The sequence below is a fragment of the uncultured Dysosmobacter sp. genome (assembly GCF_947631165.1).
Classification (GTDB): domain Bacteria; phylum Bacillota; class Clostridia; order Oscillospirales; family Oscillospiraceae; genus Oscillibacter.
The window spans coordinates 1-14419 of the sequence record NZ_CANRKH010000021.1; the positions used below are offsets into that span (position 1 = coordinate 1).

At 59.3% G+C, this 14419-nt stretch carries 15 protein-coding genes; 5 read left to right on the top strand and 10 right to left on the bottom strand.

The window, feature by feature from the left end:
- Positions 1–118: 118 nt before the first annotated feature.
- The 3 genes from Q0Z69_RS10820 to Q0Z69_RS10830 form a co-directional block, all read right to left on the bottom strand.
- Positions 119–376, bottom strand: a complete 258-nt coding sequence (locus tag Q0Z69_RS10820; RefSeq protein ID WP_367272302.1) for a helix-turn-helix domain-containing protein — start codon at positions 374–376, stop codon at positions 119–121.
- Positions 377–655: 279 nt separating this feature from the next.
- Positions 656–1351 (bottom strand): tRNA (N6-threonylcarbamoyladenosine(37)-N6)-methyltransferase TrmO, encoded by a 696-nt coding sequence (gene tsaA, locus Q0Z69_RS10825; RefSeq protein ID WP_298033241.1) that lies wholly within the window; start codon positions 1349–1351, stop codon positions 656–658.
- Positions 1352–1473: 122 nt separating this feature from the next.
- A complete protein-coding gene (locus Q0Z69_RS10830; protein WP_298033244.1) occupies positions 1474–1833 on the bottom strand; it encodes a hypothetical protein in 360 nt (119 codons plus the stop codon).
- Between the two features lie 324 nt (positions 1834–2157).
- Here Q0Z69_RS10830 and Q0Z69_RS10835 point away from each other — a divergent pair, with 324 nt between their 5' ends.
- Positions 2158–2421 (top strand): HPr family phosphocarrier protein, encoded by a 264-nt coding sequence (locus Q0Z69_RS10835; RefSeq protein WP_298033247.1) that lies wholly within the window; start codon positions 2158–2160, stop codon positions 2419–2421.
- A 146-nt stretch (positions 2422–2567) separates the two neighbouring features.
- Complete coding sequence (uvrC, locus tag Q0Z69_RS10840) at positions 2568–4397, top strand: excinuclease ABC subunit UvrC (protein ID WP_298033251.1); 1830 nt, start codon at positions 2568–2570, stop codon at positions 4395–4397.
- Positions 4398–4726: 329 nt separating this feature from the next.
- On the opposite strand, the gene Q0Z69_RS10845 is transcribed toward uvrC, so the two are convergent.
- Complete coding sequence (locus Q0Z69_RS10845) at positions 4727–5278, bottom strand: TetR/AcrR family transcriptional regulator (RefSeq protein WP_298033254.1); 552 nt, start codon at positions 5276–5278, stop codon at positions 4727–4729.
- A gap of 185 nt (positions 5279–5463) precedes the next feature.
- Here Q0Z69_RS10845 and Q0Z69_RS10850 point away from each other — a divergent pair, with 185 nt between their 5' ends.
- Positions 5464–5619, top strand: a complete 156-nt coding sequence (locus Q0Z69_RS10850) for a hypothetical protein (RefSeq protein WP_298033257.1) — start codon at positions 5464–5466, stop codon at positions 5617–5619.
- Position 5620: 1 nt separating this feature from the next.
- Positions 5621–5767 carry a hypothetical protein gene (locus Q0Z69_RS10855; protein WP_298033260.1) on the top strand — a complete coding sequence of 49 codons (147 nt, stop codon included), beginning with the start codon at positions 5621–5623 and terminating at the stop codon, positions 5765–5767.
- Positions 5768–6038: 271 nt separating this feature from the next.
- Here the strand turns inward: Q0Z69_RS10855 and Q0Z69_RS10860 are convergent, their stop codons facing one another.
- Positions 6039–6554, bottom strand: a complete 516-nt coding sequence (locus Q0Z69_RS10860) for a hypothetical protein (protein ID WP_298033263.1) — start codon at positions 6552–6554, stop codon at positions 6039–6041.
- Positions 6554–8515, bottom strand: a complete 1962-nt coding sequence (locus Q0Z69_RS10865; RefSeq protein ID WP_298033265.1) for an LTA synthase family protein — start codon at positions 8513–8515, stop codon at positions 6554–6556. Before Q0Z69_RS10865 ends, Q0Z69_RS10860 begins: the two co-directional genes overlap by 1 nt.
- Before the next feature lie 326 nt (positions 8516–8841).
- Between Q0Z69_RS10865 and Q0Z69_RS10870 the strand changes: the two genes are divergently transcribed.
- Positions 8842–9711: a helix-turn-helix domain-containing protein gene (locus tag Q0Z69_RS10870; protein ID WP_298033360.1), complete on the top strand. Its 870-nt coding sequence runs from the start codon at positions 8842–8844 to the stop codon at positions 9709–9711.
- Between the two features lie 125 nt (positions 9712–9836).
- Here the strand turns inward: Q0Z69_RS10870 and Q0Z69_RS10875 are convergent, their stop codons facing one another.
- The 4 genes from Q0Z69_RS10875 to Q0Z69_RS10890 all read right to left on the bottom strand — a co-directional run bounded on the left by Q0Z69_RS10875 (position 9837) and on the right by Q0Z69_RS10890 (position 14367).
- Complete coding sequence (locus Q0Z69_RS10875) at positions 9837–10769, bottom strand: GTP-binding protein (RefSeq protein ID WP_298033267.1); 933 nt, start codon at positions 10767–10769, stop codon at positions 9837–9839.
- 25 nt (positions 10770–10794) lie between these two features.
- Complete coding sequence (locus Q0Z69_RS10880; protein ID WP_298033270.1) at positions 10795–11964, bottom strand: CobW family GTP-binding protein; 1170 nt, start codon at positions 11962–11964, stop codon at positions 10795–10797.
- A 119-nt stretch (positions 11965–12083) separates the two neighbouring features.
- Positions 12084–12881 (bottom strand): glycerophosphodiester phosphodiesterase, encoded by a 798-nt coding sequence (locus Q0Z69_RS10885; protein WP_367272305.1) that lies wholly within the window; start codon positions 12879–12881, stop codon positions 12084–12086.
- 142 nt (positions 12882–13023) lie between these two features.
- Positions 13024–14367, bottom strand: coding sequence for a sodium:alanine symporter family protein (locus tag Q0Z69_RS10890; protein ID WP_298033276.1), 1344 nt, complete (start codon positions 14365–14367; stop codon positions 13024–13026).
- Between the last annotated feature and the right edge of the window lie 52 nt (positions 14368–14419).

Sequence of the window (14419 nt, forward strand, 5' to 3'; positions counted from 1 at the left end):
GCATCTGCGGCGACCTGTTCAAGGTCACCCCGCTGCTGATCGAGGCCATCAAGGCTGCCAAGGCCGCGAAGTAAGAAACAAGCAAAAACTCCCGAAGGATATGTCCTTCGGGAGTTTTTTAATCGTCATCTTCCAGCAGCCAGAGAGGCGAGACATCCAGTGCCTTTGCAAAAAAGTGGATCTCAAAATCCGGCACGACCCGCGCGCCTGTCTCAATGCGGCTGATGGCCCGCTGTGTGATCTCCAGACCTTGCAGCTGGAGCTTGGCGGCCAACTGCTCCTGGGAGAGTCTAAGCTCTTTTCTCCGAGCAAGGATGCGAGGCCCTGAACAATTATATTTTCCGTGATAGTCATACAGCTTCATAACGCAACCCATTTTTAGTCTAAAGATGAGTATTTACAGCTTGACGTTATCATATGAGTTGCTGTAATATTATTTGAAAGATGACTAAAGGCGGAGAGAAATATGACAGAGTTTTGTGTGGACTGTTGGAATCGGATCAACCATCTCCAAAAAACAGAAAAGGATTACATACTGTCGAAGGAACTAGACCTGTGCAAGGGATGCGGAAAATTCCGGCATGTGATTGTGCGAGAAAGGATGGGCTTTTGGAGCGGCTTCTTAAATGAATACGAGAAAACGGCTGACGCATAGTCAGTCGTTTTTTCTCTCAATGGATTTCACGGTCAGCCGGTTCCCATCCACAGAAAATTTCACTTCCAGCCCGGCGAAGATGAATCCATAGACCCGTTCCGGGTCATCCTGATAGCGGGGCCGGGGGTCCTGGGCCAGCACGCCCCGCAGGGCCTCCGCCCGCTCCGCCGGGACGCGGGAGAGCAGGTTCCGGGGAATGACCACCTCCAGCGTCTCTCCGGCGGGGACGGCGGCAAAGCCGCCCGCCGCCTCTGGGTGGCAGTCGGCATAGGGGAGGTAGGGCTTGATGTCCAGGATCGGCGTGCCGTCCATCAGGTCCGCTCCCCGGACCCGCAGCACCGGCCCGTATTCCGATGTCTGCTCCACGCCCGCCAGCCTGACGGAGGACAGGGCGATGGGATTGGGCCGGAAGGGGGAGCGGGTCGCGAATACTCCCATCCGCCGGTTGCCGCCCAGCCGGGGCGGCCGCACGGTGGGGGACCAGGTCTCCCGCGCCGCTTGGTCAAAGACCCACACCAGCCACAGGTGGGAAAAGTCCTCCAATCCCCGCAGGGCGTCGGGATTCCGGTATTCCGGCTCAAAAATCACCGTGGCCTCCAGGGCGTCCACCAGCCCGCTCTGCCGGGGCACGCCGAATTTGGTGGCAAAATCACTGTGCATCCGGGCGATGACCCGCATGGAAAACGCCTCCGCCATATGTCAAGCCTCATTTCCTCTCGTTTTCTTCCATTATACAGAAAACGGCACGAAAAGAAACCCCCAACGCACAAAAACCGCGGGACCCCAGCGGCTGCCGGAGTCCCGTTTTAAGAAAGCACTTAAAACATGCTGCCAGACCGCTGGCGAGCGGTATTGTCGCCGGTCAGGGCGTCGCCGGCGTCGTCGATGGCGTCCTTGGCGTCCTCGACGCCGTCGGTGATCGCGTCGCCAATTGCGGAGCCGCCGTTTTCACCGGTCTGGCCGTTGTTTTCGCCGAGCTGGCCGTTGTTCTGGCTGTTGTTCTCGCCGGTCTGGCCGTTGTTTTCGCCAAGCTGGCCATTGTTCTCACCAGTCTGGCCGCTGCTCTGGCTGCTGTTTTCGCCGGACTGGCTGCTGCCCTGCTGCTTGTCGCCGCCGCAGGCTGTCAGCGAAAACACCAGCAGCAAAGCGGTCAGCAAGAGCGTCAGACTTCTCTTCACGTTGTTTTCCTCCTTTTGCGGGGATGGAAAGTGCGCGATACCCAGTTCCTATTGTCTCCGGTTGGAGAAACGTCAGCCGCGGAACTTTCTTCCAGGTGGGGAAAATGCCCTGAAAAACGCCAAAATCGACCAGAGCGGGCATATTTTTAGCGCAGAGTGGTATAAACTGCCAAAAAGGGGATACCCTTCCAAATAAATTTATAAAATGTTTGTGAAATTCGCCGTTGACGGGATGGGGAAAACCCGGTATGATAGTATCAGTATTGTAAGTTGCTGTCTATTTGATTTGACTTTCGATATTGTGTAGAAAAGGAGCGTTGTATCATGTATACACAGGAGATCACCATCAATAACGAAGTAGGTCTGCATGCCCGCCCCGCCACATTTTTCATCCAGAAGGCCAACGAGTTCAAGAGCGGCATCTGGGTCGAGAAGGAAGACCGCCGTGTGAATGCCAAGAGCCTGCTGGGCGTTCTGTCCCTGGGCATCGTGAAGGGCACCGCGATCACCCTGATCGCTGACGGGAGCGATGAGAAGGAAGCTGTCGCCGCTCTGACGGAGCTGGTGAACGATAATTTCGGCGAATAAGTAAAAAAGGCGTTCTGAGGGGCGGTTCCGCTTGGGACCGCCTTTTTCTGTTGCGCGGAGGCCGCGCCTGTGCTATACTGGGAAAAATTTAAGGTGCCCTGGCGAAACGCCGGACCGCCATACCGTTTTGAAGGGAGGAAAGCTCCGTGACCCGTGAGGAATTGAAGGAAAAGGCCAACGATCTGCCGCTGCTGCCGGGGGTCTATCTGATGATGGACAAAACCGGAAAGGTCATCTATGTTGGCAAGGCGAAAAAACTGAAAAACCGGGTCAGCCAGTATTTTCAGGACAGCGCCTCCCACACCGCTAAGACCCGGCAGATGGTGAGCCAGGTGGACCACTTCGACACCATCTTCGTCTCCAGCGAGTTTGAGGCCCTGGTGCTGGAGAACTCCCTCATCAAGCGCCACAGCCCTAAGTACAACATCCTGCTGAAGGACGACAAGGGCTATCCCTTCGTCCGCCTCTCCCGGGGACCATACCCCCGCTTCACCATGGTCAATAGGTGCGCCGGAGACGGGGCGAGGTATTTTGGCCCCTTCGGCGGCCGGTTCGAGACCCGCCAGGCCCTGGACGCGGTGTTTTCCGCCCTGCGGCTGCCCACCTGCAATCGGAAATTCCCCCGGGACATCGGGGCGGAGCGGCCCTGCCTGAACTTCCACATGGGCCGGTGCGACGGCTTCTGCCGCCCGGACATGACGGCGGAGGAGTACGACCGCCGCATCCGTCAGGCCTGCCAGATGCTGGAGGGAAAGAGCAAGCAGCTCCTGCGGGACATGACCGCCGAGATGGAGGCGGAGGCGGAGGCTCTGCGGTTCGAACAGGCGGCGCTGCTGCGGGACCGCATCAACGCCATCAGCGCCCTGGCGAAAAAGCAGACGGTCATTGCCGGCCTCTGCGCCGACACGGACATCTGGGGCGTCTGCAAGGGCGCGGGCAAGTGCTGCTACGCCATCCTCCACATGGAGGAGGGGAACCTGACAGGCCGGGAGACGGAGCTGTTCACCGCTCCCATCGAGGAGACGGAGGCGGAGATGCTCTCCGCCCTGACGGCCCAGTATTATCTGCCCCGGGCGATCCTGCCCCACGAGATCCTGCTGCCCACAGAGACCGAGGGCTACTGTGAGAACCTCTCAGAGGTCCTAACGAAGCGGGCGGGCCATAAGGTTTGGGTCCACGTCCCCCAGCGGGGGGAGAAGGCGGACCTTCGAGATATGGCCTGCCGCAACGCAGCCGAGGAAGCGGAGAGGGCCACCACCGCTGAGGAGCGCACCGCCCACACCCTGGAGCTGCTGGGAAAAATGCTGGACCTGTCTGCGCCGCCCAAGCGGATGGAGTCCTTCGATATCTCCAACACCGGCAAGAGCGACATCGTGGCCTCCATGGTGGTGTACAGCGGGACCCGGCCCCTGAAGAGTGCCTACCGGCGGTTCCGCATCCAGTCCCTGGCAGGCCATCCCGACGACTACGCCTCCATGCAGGAGGTGCTGCGCCGCCGTCTCCAGCGGGCCGCCGGCGGGGACGAGAAGTTCCTGCCCCTGCCGGACGTGTTTTTGATCGACGGCGGCGTGACCCATGCCAACGCCGCTCTGGCGGTGGCGCGGGAGTTCAGCTGCGCCGTTCCCATCTTCGGCATGGTGAAGGACGACCGCCACCGCACCCGGGCTCTGGTGACACCGGACGGTCGGGAGATCGGCATCGTGAACAATCCGGCGGTGTTCTCCCTCATCGGTCAGATCCAGGAGGAGACCCACCGCTTCGCCATCACCTACCACCATGAGAGCCACACCAGGAGCGCCATGAAGTCCGCCCTGGACGGCATCCCCGGCGTGGGACCCAAGCGGCAGGCGGACCTGCGGAAGCGGTTCGGGACCATCAGGGCCATCCGTGAGGCGGACGTGGAGGCTCTGTCCGCCGTGGTGCCCCGAAGCGCGGCGGAGGCGGTGTGGGAGCATTTTCATCCGCGGGAGACGTGATTTCGGTGTGGCGGAGATCGTCTTAATGGGCCGATGTGGGCATCAGCCTCTACAGGTTACCCGGACGGACTTGGCCAAATAGAAAAAAGCCCGCTGAAGGGCGGCACTTCATAAGGAAGTGCCGCCCTTTCCGCTGTTTTTTAGTTGGGGTGATAGGGGAACCCTTCTCGGCGCACGGTGCCGCCCGCTTTTGGGGTGCCCGCGGCAGCACAAAAGCTATGCTCGCTGCATTATGAGACAGGAGATTGAGGACTGCGGGTGAAGTAGGGCTATCCCAAAAAGCGTAAAAAGAAACCGGTACAGGAATATCCGTGGCTCCTTATATCGCTTTACATCCCTCGGATAGCATTTTCGTACAATCGCTCTGTAAAATCCGCCACTTGGTCAATGGGCGTTTCCATTCCTCCGCTTACCCACTGTGTCAAAATGCCGCTGCATCCATGGGCCAAAAAATAGTAAAGATATTCCTGCTCTTGCAAAGACAGATGTTCAAATTTCTGATGTAAAGCAACGGCAGATCCCTGATAACAGAGTATGATCAGCCGCTCTAAAAACCGACGGTCGCCATTCTCGGAAAACAGGGCTTGATATAAAGCAATGTTTCCCTTCATCTTCTCCATAATGACAAGGAAATTCTCTTTGATCCCCTTGGTGGAGGACTGTCCCAATTTTTCCATCAGGTCGGTCAGAAATTCTTCCTCGATCTGATCCATCAAGTCGTAGGGATCATTGTAATAGCGGTAAAAAGTGGCCCGGTTAATTTCGGCCCGGTCACAGATCGCCTTCACCGTTACCCGCTTTAACGGCATTTCCTTCAGCAGTTCTGCGAATTGCTGTTTAATGATCATCTTCGTGTATCGGACGCGTGCATCAGACGCCATAAAAAATTTCCCCTTTTCAACACATATGAAGAAAATGTTTCACAGCTAACGAAAACAAAAACATTGCTGATTGAACATTTCCAATGACAATACTATACTACAATCACGAAAGATAAGCAACGCTCCGTTGAATAACTTTCGGAGAATAACTAATACCACATTCTGCTTTGAAAGGAGACTTCTGTATGTCGAAATTCCTGCTGGTTCCCATTATCATGGTCTGCGCCCTGGTGGGCACCGCCGGTATCCTCAAGCTGCTCCAAAAAATCTTCCCCAACGGCGTTCCCCACGACCCCATCACCAAGAAGATCGAAGCGTTTCTAAAGAAAGGAGATGCGTAATATGCTGAAGCTCCTTTTGGTCCCGGTGATCATGGCTTGCGCCGCAGGCGGTACCATCGGCATGATCAAGGCCATCAAAAAGTTTGCTCCCGATCAATTCCCGAAAGAGGCCGAAGAGAAGCAGGCGCATATGCCCGTGGGGGAATAGAAGAATAGATCATACAATGCGGCAAAAGGAAATAACGCAGACATCTGTCGCCCGGTAGGCCTACGGCCCACCGGGCGATTTTTGTCGCTTTTTGCCTGGAAGTGGGACAAACCCGCTTTCACCGTCGGGCGCCGCAGTCCTCTGATATATCGGCTTTCCTTGCAATCCAATCACAATCAGTTGATTTTACAAAAAGTTTTGGGAGGAACTTCCTTACGAAGTCCCTCCCAAAAGCAGGCTTTTTGTTTCCTTAATAGAACGCGGCAGCATTTCACGAAAAGAACCGCTTTCGCAGCTTCCGGCACCAAAGATCCGTCAGCCTGCCCAGCACCAGATCCAGCAGCAAAAACACCAGATTTCCCATCGCCAACAGGACTGCGTTCATCAGGAGGGAGGTCCCCGTCAGATCCGCCGTCAGCCCCATGAGCCGCAGAAGCAGGCCGTACAGCATCAGGATCACGGCATTGCATACCACCAGCTTGCATACCAGCCGCAAAATTCGAGAGGGAATACGGGCGATCCATGGCCGCAGGAGGGGATACCACCCAAAGCCCGCGTATACCAGCGCAAGCTCCCGGTCCGGCACCAGCAGCAACGCCAGCAGCGATGCCGCCGCATAGGCCGTCCCGGCGGCCTTGGGGCCGTATTCCTCCAGCACCGGAAGCAGCGCTGCCATGGCCAGCACCGGCGCGGCGAAGGTGCCGATCCCGATGGCGCCGCCCAGCAGCAGCACCACTGCCGCCAGGGCGGTCAGCAGGCCGCACAGGGCCATTTGACGGCTCTTCATCAATCCACATCCTTATACCGCAGCTTATAATAGCTCCATTTCCGCCACTGGGACAGGCTGTCCCGCAGGGCCTGTCCGGCCTTGCTGCCGTCCCCGTCCAGGTCCGTCTGGAAGAGAAGGGTGTCCCCGGAGAGCAGATAGGCGTCCTTCTGCACCACAGGGGCCATCCGCCGCAGTTCATTCAGAAAGTCGAACCAGGGACTCTCCCCAGCCCGGCCCGTCAGCTCCAGCACCGCCGCCCCCAGAAAGGCGGCGGAGATCTCAGCGCCTTGAGGCAGCTCCAGGGCTTCCACGGCGTTTTCCCAATCCAGTTCTTCCGCCGCCGCGTCGTTGGCCCAGATCACATAGGGGGTCTCGTAGGAGGTCATGGCATCCCAGACCACGCCGTCCGCCGTCATCCCCAACTCCCGGTAGCCCAGCTGGTTATCCCCCAGGTAGGGCAGGTGGTCGCCGAAATACACCAGCACCACCGGTTCCCGCCGGGCGGCAAAGTAGTCCCGCAGGCGGCCCAGCATGGCGTCGGCGTCCCGGACGCCCTCCGTGTAGACCTTCAGCAGCGTTTCCACCTGCTCCGACACCTGGACTGTCAGCGGCACGTCTGGGAAGCTGTATCCCTCGCCGTATTTGTCCGGCGTGTAGGACATATGGTTCTGGATGGTGGTGGTGTAGTTGAACAGAGGCTGGCCCTGGGCCATGGCCTCCTCGAACTTGTCCTCAATGAAGCCCGCCATATAGTCGTCTGTGACCCAGCGGCCCTTGCAGTCCAGGTCCTCCATCTCATCGACAAACACCGTCTCCGCCGCGCCGAACCAGCGGTAGACGTTTTCCCGGTTGTAGAACCAGTCGTCGCCGGGGTGGAAGAAAGAGGTGTGGTAGCCATCGCCGCCGAAAACCCGGAACAGGCTGTCCAGGTTCCGGTTCACGACACGGAAGGAGGACGTGGTGGCGGCGGACAGGGCGTTGGTCTGCATCCCTGTCAGCACGTCGAACTCCGTGTTGGCGGTGCCGCCGGCAAAGCCGGGGACCACGACGCTGCCGGAAATGGCGCGCGGGTCGTTTTGCAGGGCATGGAGGTTGGGCAGGGGGTCGTTGGATGTGTCAAAGGCGAAGGCGTCGCTGTCCGTGATGTCGGAAAAAGCCTCGTTCATCACCATAATGACATTGACGTTCCTTCCCAGCCCAGACTGCTCTCCAGTCTCCCAGGTTTCCGCCTCCGCTTTGCTGAATCCCTCCGGCCTGTCGATAGGCCAGACGGTGAACTGGCGGCAGAAACAGTAGGGGAAGCCCAGCTCGTTGAACACGCCGGGGATATAGTAGGCGTTGGACACCCGGAAGGAGCTGTACAGATCGTTGGAGGCGTACACGGTGAAGATCAGCGCCGCCAGAACGCCGATGCTGGCGGCGCAGCCCAGCAGGCGGCCGAGCCAGCTCCGCAGACGGCTGGATGACACAGTCGCACCAAAGGCCCCTGGCTTCCGCCGGGCCCTGAGAGCGGCAAGGGAAAGGGGCTTACAGCCAATGAAAACGCCCAGGACCACCAGCGCCAGGGAGGCCAGCGCCACCGCGGCGATGATCTTAACGGGGAGGTGGATGTCGTAGGTCCCCATGGCGCTGCCCACTTCCTTCAGCAGGGCAAAATCCCGGGGGAACACCGGCTCGTCCCGCACCTCGATCTTGACCCGGTTGGCGATGGACAGGCCGCACACAGCGAAATTCACCAGGGCCGCGCCGAAAAATACATTGCGGAACAGACAGGCAAAGGCCAGCAGCAGCAGTCCCGCGGGCAGAGCGTTCAGCACGATCAGCAGGGGCTGGGCCTTGAAGCCGGCCAGCACGCTCCGCAGGGCGTTGGGCTGGCACCACAGCGCCAGCAGCGTGATGCATCCGGCCAGCAGCACCGCCGCCAGCAGGGCCAGGGGCAGGGAGAGGCGGTATTTGGGGAACCGTTCACGAAGCTTCACAGAGATAGTCCTTTCACAGTCGGTTTACAGGAATATCTCTATTATATGGATTTTCTGCCAAAAAGCAAGCCGCTCTACGGCCCATAGAGTGCATTTTTCCCCGCAGTGTGGTATCATCAGATCACTCGAAAAAAGGGAAAGACGCTTTTTAAGTGCTGCAGCGCATGTGCGCTGCAGCCGGCTGCGGGCTGCGGCCTTGCTTTGGATCTCGCAGGCAGTCACCGTACGCTTTTGCATGCGGCGGGCGCAGTCCGCTTGAAAGATCGTCTGCGATTTTTCAAGTTCATTGTCCACTGAGGGTATGTAAAGGAGATGATCTTTTGGACGTGAGAGCTATCGGGCAGCTCATCGCCGCCCGCCGGAAGGCCCTGGGCCTCAGCCAGGCGGAGCTGGCGGAGCGGCTCCATGTGACGGACAAAGCCGTCAGCCGCTGGGAGACGGGCCGGGGCATGCCCGCCGTGGACAGCCTGGAGCAGCTGGCGGAGGCGCTGGGACTGTCCGTCAGCGAGCTTTTGAGCGGCCGGGTGCTGACGGCGGAGGAGCTGCCCAAGAAGGCGGGGGAACAGATCGTGGAGAGCCTGCGCCGGGAGTGGAGAATGGCTTGGAGGGGCGTTCTGGCGGCGGCGCTGGCGATAGCCCTGGCCTGCGGCGTGTATTTTGGATATTTTTATTTCCGCTCTGTGCCGGAGGAGGATCTTGTGGGACTGGAGCAGCTGGCGGCGGACTATTTGGGAAAACCCCGGAGGGGCTTCACGGTGGATTTCCAGTATGAGGATCTGCGGATCGTGGAGACAGAGCGGAGGGGGGATTATCTCGCGGCCCTCTGCACCGACGGCGCCGGACACTGGGCTATGTGCGTCTATGACCGGGAGGAGCTGTTCCCGGACCGCTGGCGGTCCGGCGGAGGAAAGCCGCAGCTGAGCGCCGGAAAGCTGGGCAGCTGGAATTTCGGCGATCCCCAGGAGGCGGTCATCATCTTCTGCGGCGGGGACCTGCCGGCGGAGGCGGCGTACTATACCTTCCAGAACAGCGGCGTCACCTATACCTGCCCCATTGAGGAGGGGAGGGTACTGGATGTGTTTTTGCTGCCGGACACAGCGGATATCAGCTCTTATCCGGAGCACCTGCTGGATGAAAACGGAGATGTTCTGCCTATGGAGCGCTTCAGCGAAAGCGCCGCGGTCCCGGCGGACTGACAAAGAACCCGGCGGGCGTGGCCCCCGTGGATCGGCCCCACGCGTCAAAAACTCCCCTCCGTTCGACAACGGAGGGGAGTTTTTCGATAAAATTCTACAAAAAGTATTAGTCAAGTGGCCTGCTGTCAGAAGGTGACGACCTCCTGGGCGGGCTTTTCACAGGGACCGATGGAGATGACGTGCATCACCGGGCCCTTGCCCTTGTAGGCCTTGTGGTTCTCCACAGCCATCCGGGCGGTGACCTCGATCCAGTCCCGGTTGTTATACTGGTTCAGCCCCACGCCCTTGGCGATAAGGCCCAGGAACTGCACGTCGTTCTCACAGCATACCATGGCGAAGCGGCCGGGGCAGTGGATGCCGGGGTACTTTTTGGAGTGGCACATGATGAGCTTCATGTGGACCATTTTCCCGGCGTACCGCTCCGGATGGTCCATCACGTCCACATACCACACGCCGAAATCGTCGTCGGGGATGTCGATGATCTCCTGGCTCAGGTCGAAGGGGCAGGTGTCGCCGTTGTTGTAGTCCTCGCTGGAGCCGTCGGTCATCTCCAGATAGATGTCCGCCCGGCGGTTCACCATCCGCAGGTTCCGCTTCCGCAGGGCGTCCCGCAGCTCCGGCGTGCAGCGGTTGAACACCAGCATGTCCGCGTTGGTGATCTTCTCCATCATCATCTGGCCCATGTTCTTGGCGTAGACCTCAAAGGTGTCTGCCTTGACGAAGGTCATGATCTGGTAAAGGACCCAGTTGGCGGGCAGCACCTCTCTGTAAAGGCGCTCCATCTGCCACATGCCGTTATACTCGATGAGGACCTGCTTGGGCCGGTACTGCTTCTCCCACTCCTTGAGCTGGGAGCACTTCAAGTCCTCCTCGTCCTCCACGGTGACCACGGTCACATTGTCCAGAGCGTTTTTCTCGTATTCCAGCTCGCCCTCCTCACAGCAGATGAGCAGGGTCCTGTCCTGCCGGGCAAAGCCGTCCTCCAGGATGCCATTGATGAAATCGGTCTTGCCGGAATCCAGAAATCCGGCGATCAGATATACAGGAATATCAGCCATTGTAAAGTCCGTTTCCTTTCCAGGCTCAGAGACCAAACAGCTCCGCCAGCTTTTCTTCCTTCAGCTCCGCGCCGATGACGCACAGGCGGCCGGTGTAGTCGGGATGGCCCGCCCGGACCTCCTGCTCTTCAGGCACGTAGTCGAATTCGATCCATGCGCTGCCCTCGCCGTTGACGATGCCCTTGGCCCGCAGGATCTTGCCGTACTCGCCGGAGTCCAGCACCGTCAGGATACGGCTGATCTCCGCCTGAGAAAAGACCTTGGGGGTCTCCTTGCCCCAGGAGGTGAACACCTCGTCGGCGTGATGGTGGTGATGGTGGCAGGAGCAGTTGGGATCGTCGCACTCATGGTCATGCTCGTGCTCATGGTGATGTTCATGCTCGTGCTCGTGATCGTGATGGTGCGCATCCTCGTCATGCTCATGATGGTGCTCATGGGCCTCTTCCTCATGGCCGTGATGGTGATGCTCGTGCTCCTCATCATCCTCGTGGTCATGATGGTGATGCTCGTGGTCATGGTCATGATGATGGTGGGCGTGCTCCGCCTCCTCGGCCTCATGCTCCGCCCGCATCTTCGCCAGCAGCTCGTCCGCAAGGGACACCTTTTCGATGGCGGAGAGGATCACCTTGCCGTCCAGCTGGTCCCAGGGGGTGGTCAGAATGGCGGCGTCGGGGTTCTTCTCCCGCAGCAGGGCCACGGCGGCCTCCAGCTTCTCCTGGCTCAGCTTCTGGGTCCGGGAGAGGATGATGGTGCCGGCGGATTCGATCTGGTTGTTGTAGAACTCGCCGAAGTTCTTCATATAGACCTTCACCTTGGTGGCGTCGGCCACGGTGACGAAGCTGTTGAGCTGCATGCTGCTGGTCTCGGCGGCGGTGTTCTCCACTGCTACGATCACGTCGCTGAGCTTGCCCACGCCGGACGGCTCGATGAGGATGCGGTCCGGCTGGAACTGGGCCTGCACATCCTTCAGGGCCTGGTTGAAGTCGCCCACCAGGGAGCAGCAGATGCACCCGGCGGACATCTCGCTGATCTCCACGCCGGACTCCTTCAAAAAGCCGCCGTCGATGCTGATCTCGCCGAACTCATTTTCGATGAGCACCAGCTTCTCACCGGGGAAGGCCTCCGCCAGCAGCTTTTTGATGAGGGTCGTCTTGCCCGCGCCCAAAAAGCCGGAAACGATGTCGATCTTTGTCATGCTATCAAGTCCTTTATCAAAAAATTTCAAAAATATCATACCATTAAAAAAAGAAAATGCAACATTTTTTCAAAATTTCACAAAAAGCAGGCTGTTTGCCAAAAGCCGCCGTGAGCAGGTCAAGGGTCCGGCCGGCCGCGCAGCTCCTGTGCCACGCGGCAAAGCACATCCGGATGATTGGATATGATCCCGTCCACGCCCAACCGGATCATTTCCCGCATATCGGTCTCTTCGTTGACGGTCCAGGTATGGACGCCCATGCCCCGCCGGCGAAAGACCGGCAGAAGCTCCGGCTGATTTTGAAGCAGCAGATACCGCGGATGGATATTGTCCGCATTGGATTCCTCCAAATAATGGTCCATATTCAGCATAGGCTTATCATACAGCAGTCCGGTTTTCATCTCCGGACAGAGCCGCTTGAATTCCTGCATGGACAGATGGTTGAAGGAAGAGACGAACACCTGATCCTGCATGCGGCGTGAGCATACAGCGTCGATGACCCGCTGTTCCAAGCCCGCATAAAAAATCTCGTAATTTTTCAGTTCAAGATCCAACAGCATGTGCGTCTCCCTGCAAAAATCCAGGAGCTGCTCCAGCGTCCAAATATGCTGCCCGGCAAATTCCGGAGCTTTCCAGGCGCCGATATCCAGCCGCATCAGATCCTCATAGGTGTGATCTTTGATGTATCCTTTTCCGTTGGAGGCGCGGTCTACTTTCGCGTCATGGAACACGACCAGAGTGCCGTCTTTTGCAATGTGGACATCGCTTTCGAAGCCATCGACACGGGTTTGTTCGACCGCCATTTGAAACGCCAGGGGGCTGTTTTCCGGGTATTTTCCAGAAAATCCGCGGTGCGCAAGCAATAAAGGCCTCTTCATGCAACAGATCTCCTCTCCAAAACAAGTCTGCCCGTCCATGGTGCAGTAATTGTTCAGTAAAGATACACTGATAAAAAGCACATGACAGGGAATTCCCCATCATGTGCATCCCTTTTCCTCAACACCACATGAGTATACGCTATCTTTTTATAGATAGCAAGTATCATTTCCCCGCAAAAATTTACGGCTTCCGGGGAATGCGGTATGCCCGGATCTCCCGGCAGGCGGTGCCGGAGAGGGCCAGCAGGCACACCAGGTTGGGAATGCACATCAGCGCGTTGCAGATGTCGGAGAAGCGGTATACCGCCTCCAGCTCCATGCCGCCGCCCCACAGCGCCGCCAAAATGTATGCCAGCCGGTAGGCCGGCCTCCACCGGCCTTGGGAAAGATAGGCGAAGGCTGTCTCCCCCTGGTATTCCCACCCCAAAATGGTGGAAAAGGCGAACAGCACGATGGACACGGCGATGCACTTGGCCCCCAGGTCCCCCAGCACCGTCCGAAAGGCCAGAATGGTCAGCGCCCCGCCGTCCACCGCCTCACCGGAGGCGTCCGTCGTTCCCAGGACCCCGGAGCAGCAGATGGCAAGGCCGGTGACCGTGCAGATGACGATGGTGTCGAAAAAAGCCCCGGTCATGCTGATGAAGCCCTGCCGTGCCGGATCGTCTGTCTCGGCGGCAGCGGCGGCGATCCCGGCGGAGCCGAGGCCCGCCTCATTGGAAAACACCCCCCGGGCCACGCCCCACCGGACGGCGGCCCACAGCCCGGCCATCCCTCCCGCCGCCGCCCGGGGGGAAAAGGCGGAGCGAAGGATGAGAACCAGCCCGGCGGGGAGGTTTCCCAGGTTCCCCAGGATCACCGCCAGCCCTGCCGCCAGATACAGCGCCGCCATCACCGGCACCAGCACGGAGGTGATCTTGGAAATGCTGCGGATGCCGCCCAGGATGCCCGCCAGCGCCAGCCCCGCCGCCGCCAGCCCCACCGGCCCCACCGGCAGGCCGAAGGTGGATGACAGCGCCTCCGTGACGGCGTTGGCCTGGGTCATGCTGCCGATGCCCAGGGAGGCTCCCACGGCGAACAGGGCGAACACGCTTCCCAGGACCCCGCCGGCCCGCCGCCCAAAGGCCGTTTCCATCAGATACATGGGGCCGCCCGTCCACTGGCCCCGCTCATCACGCCGCCGGTACTTCACCGCCAGCATGCTCTCTGCGAAGATGGTGGCCATGCCGAACAGGGCCGAGATCTCCATCCACACCAGCGCCCCCGGCCCTCCGGCTACCAGCGCCGTAGCCACGCCCACGATATTCCCAGTGCCGATGGTGGCGGCCAGGGCCGTCATCAGGGCGGAGAAGGGGGAGACGCCGCTTGTCCCAGCTTTGCGGGCCTCCCGTCCCAGGGCGGACCGCAGGGCGAAGCCCAGCCGCCGCCAGGGCAGAAAGCTCATCCGCACCGTCAAAAACACGCCGGTCCCCAGCAGCAGCGCCAGGGTCCCGGGTCCCCAAAGAAGCGCATAAATGGTGTTCAGCATCAGATTTTCTCTCCTCAAGTCATTCTGAGGAAGGGTATGCGCGGCTGGGGAA

What these genes read in the sequence shown, in the direction of transcription:
- Q0Z69_RS10875 (WP_298033267.1), bottom strand. Translation starts at nt 10,769, where the DNA reads ATGGCTGATATTCCTGTATATCTGATCGCCGGATTTCTGGATTCCGGC.
- Q0Z69_RS10845 (WP_298033254.1), bottom strand. Translation starts at nt 5,278, where the DNA reads ATGGCGTCTGATGCACGCGTCCGATACACGAAGATGATCATTAAACAG.
- Q0Z69_RS10855 (WP_298033260.1), top strand. Translation starts at nt 5,621, where the DNA reads ATGCTGAAGCTCCTTTTGGTCCCGGTGATCATGGCTTGCGCCGCAGGC.
- Q0Z69_RS10885 (WP_367272305.1), bottom strand. Translation starts at nt 12,881, where the DNA reads ATGGACGGGCAGACTTGTTTTGGAGAGGAGATCTGTTGCATGAAGAGG.
- Q0Z69_RS10820 (WP_367272302.1), bottom strand. Translation starts at nt 376, where the DNA reads ATGGGTTGCGTTATGAAGCTGTATGACTATCACGGAAAATATAATTGT.
- tsaA (WP_298033241.1), bottom strand. Translation starts at nt 1,351, where the DNA reads ATGGCGGAGGCGTTTTCCATGCGGGTCATCGCCCGGATGCACAGTGAT.
- Q0Z69_RS10890 (WP_298033276.1), bottom strand. Translation starts at nt 14,367, where the DNA reads ATGCTGAACACCATTTATGCGCTTCTTTGGGGACCCGGGACCCTGGCG.
- Q0Z69_RS10860 (WP_298033263.1), bottom strand. Translation starts at nt 6,554, where the DNA reads ATGAAGAGCCGTCAAATGGCCCTGTGCGGCCTGCTGACCGCCCTGGCG.
- Q0Z69_RS10850 (WP_298033257.1), top strand. Translation starts at nt 5,464, where the DNA reads ATGTCGAAATTCCTGCTGGTTCCCATTATCATGGTCTGCGCCCTGGTG.
- Q0Z69_RS10880 (WP_298033270.1), bottom strand. Translation starts at nt 11,964, where the DNA reads ATGACAAAGATCGACATCGTTTCCGGCTTTTTGGGCGCGGGCAAGACG.
- Q0Z69_RS10835 (WP_298033247.1), top strand. Translation starts at nt 2,158, where the DNA reads ATGTATACACAGGAGATCACCATCAATAACGAAGTAGGTCTGCATGCC.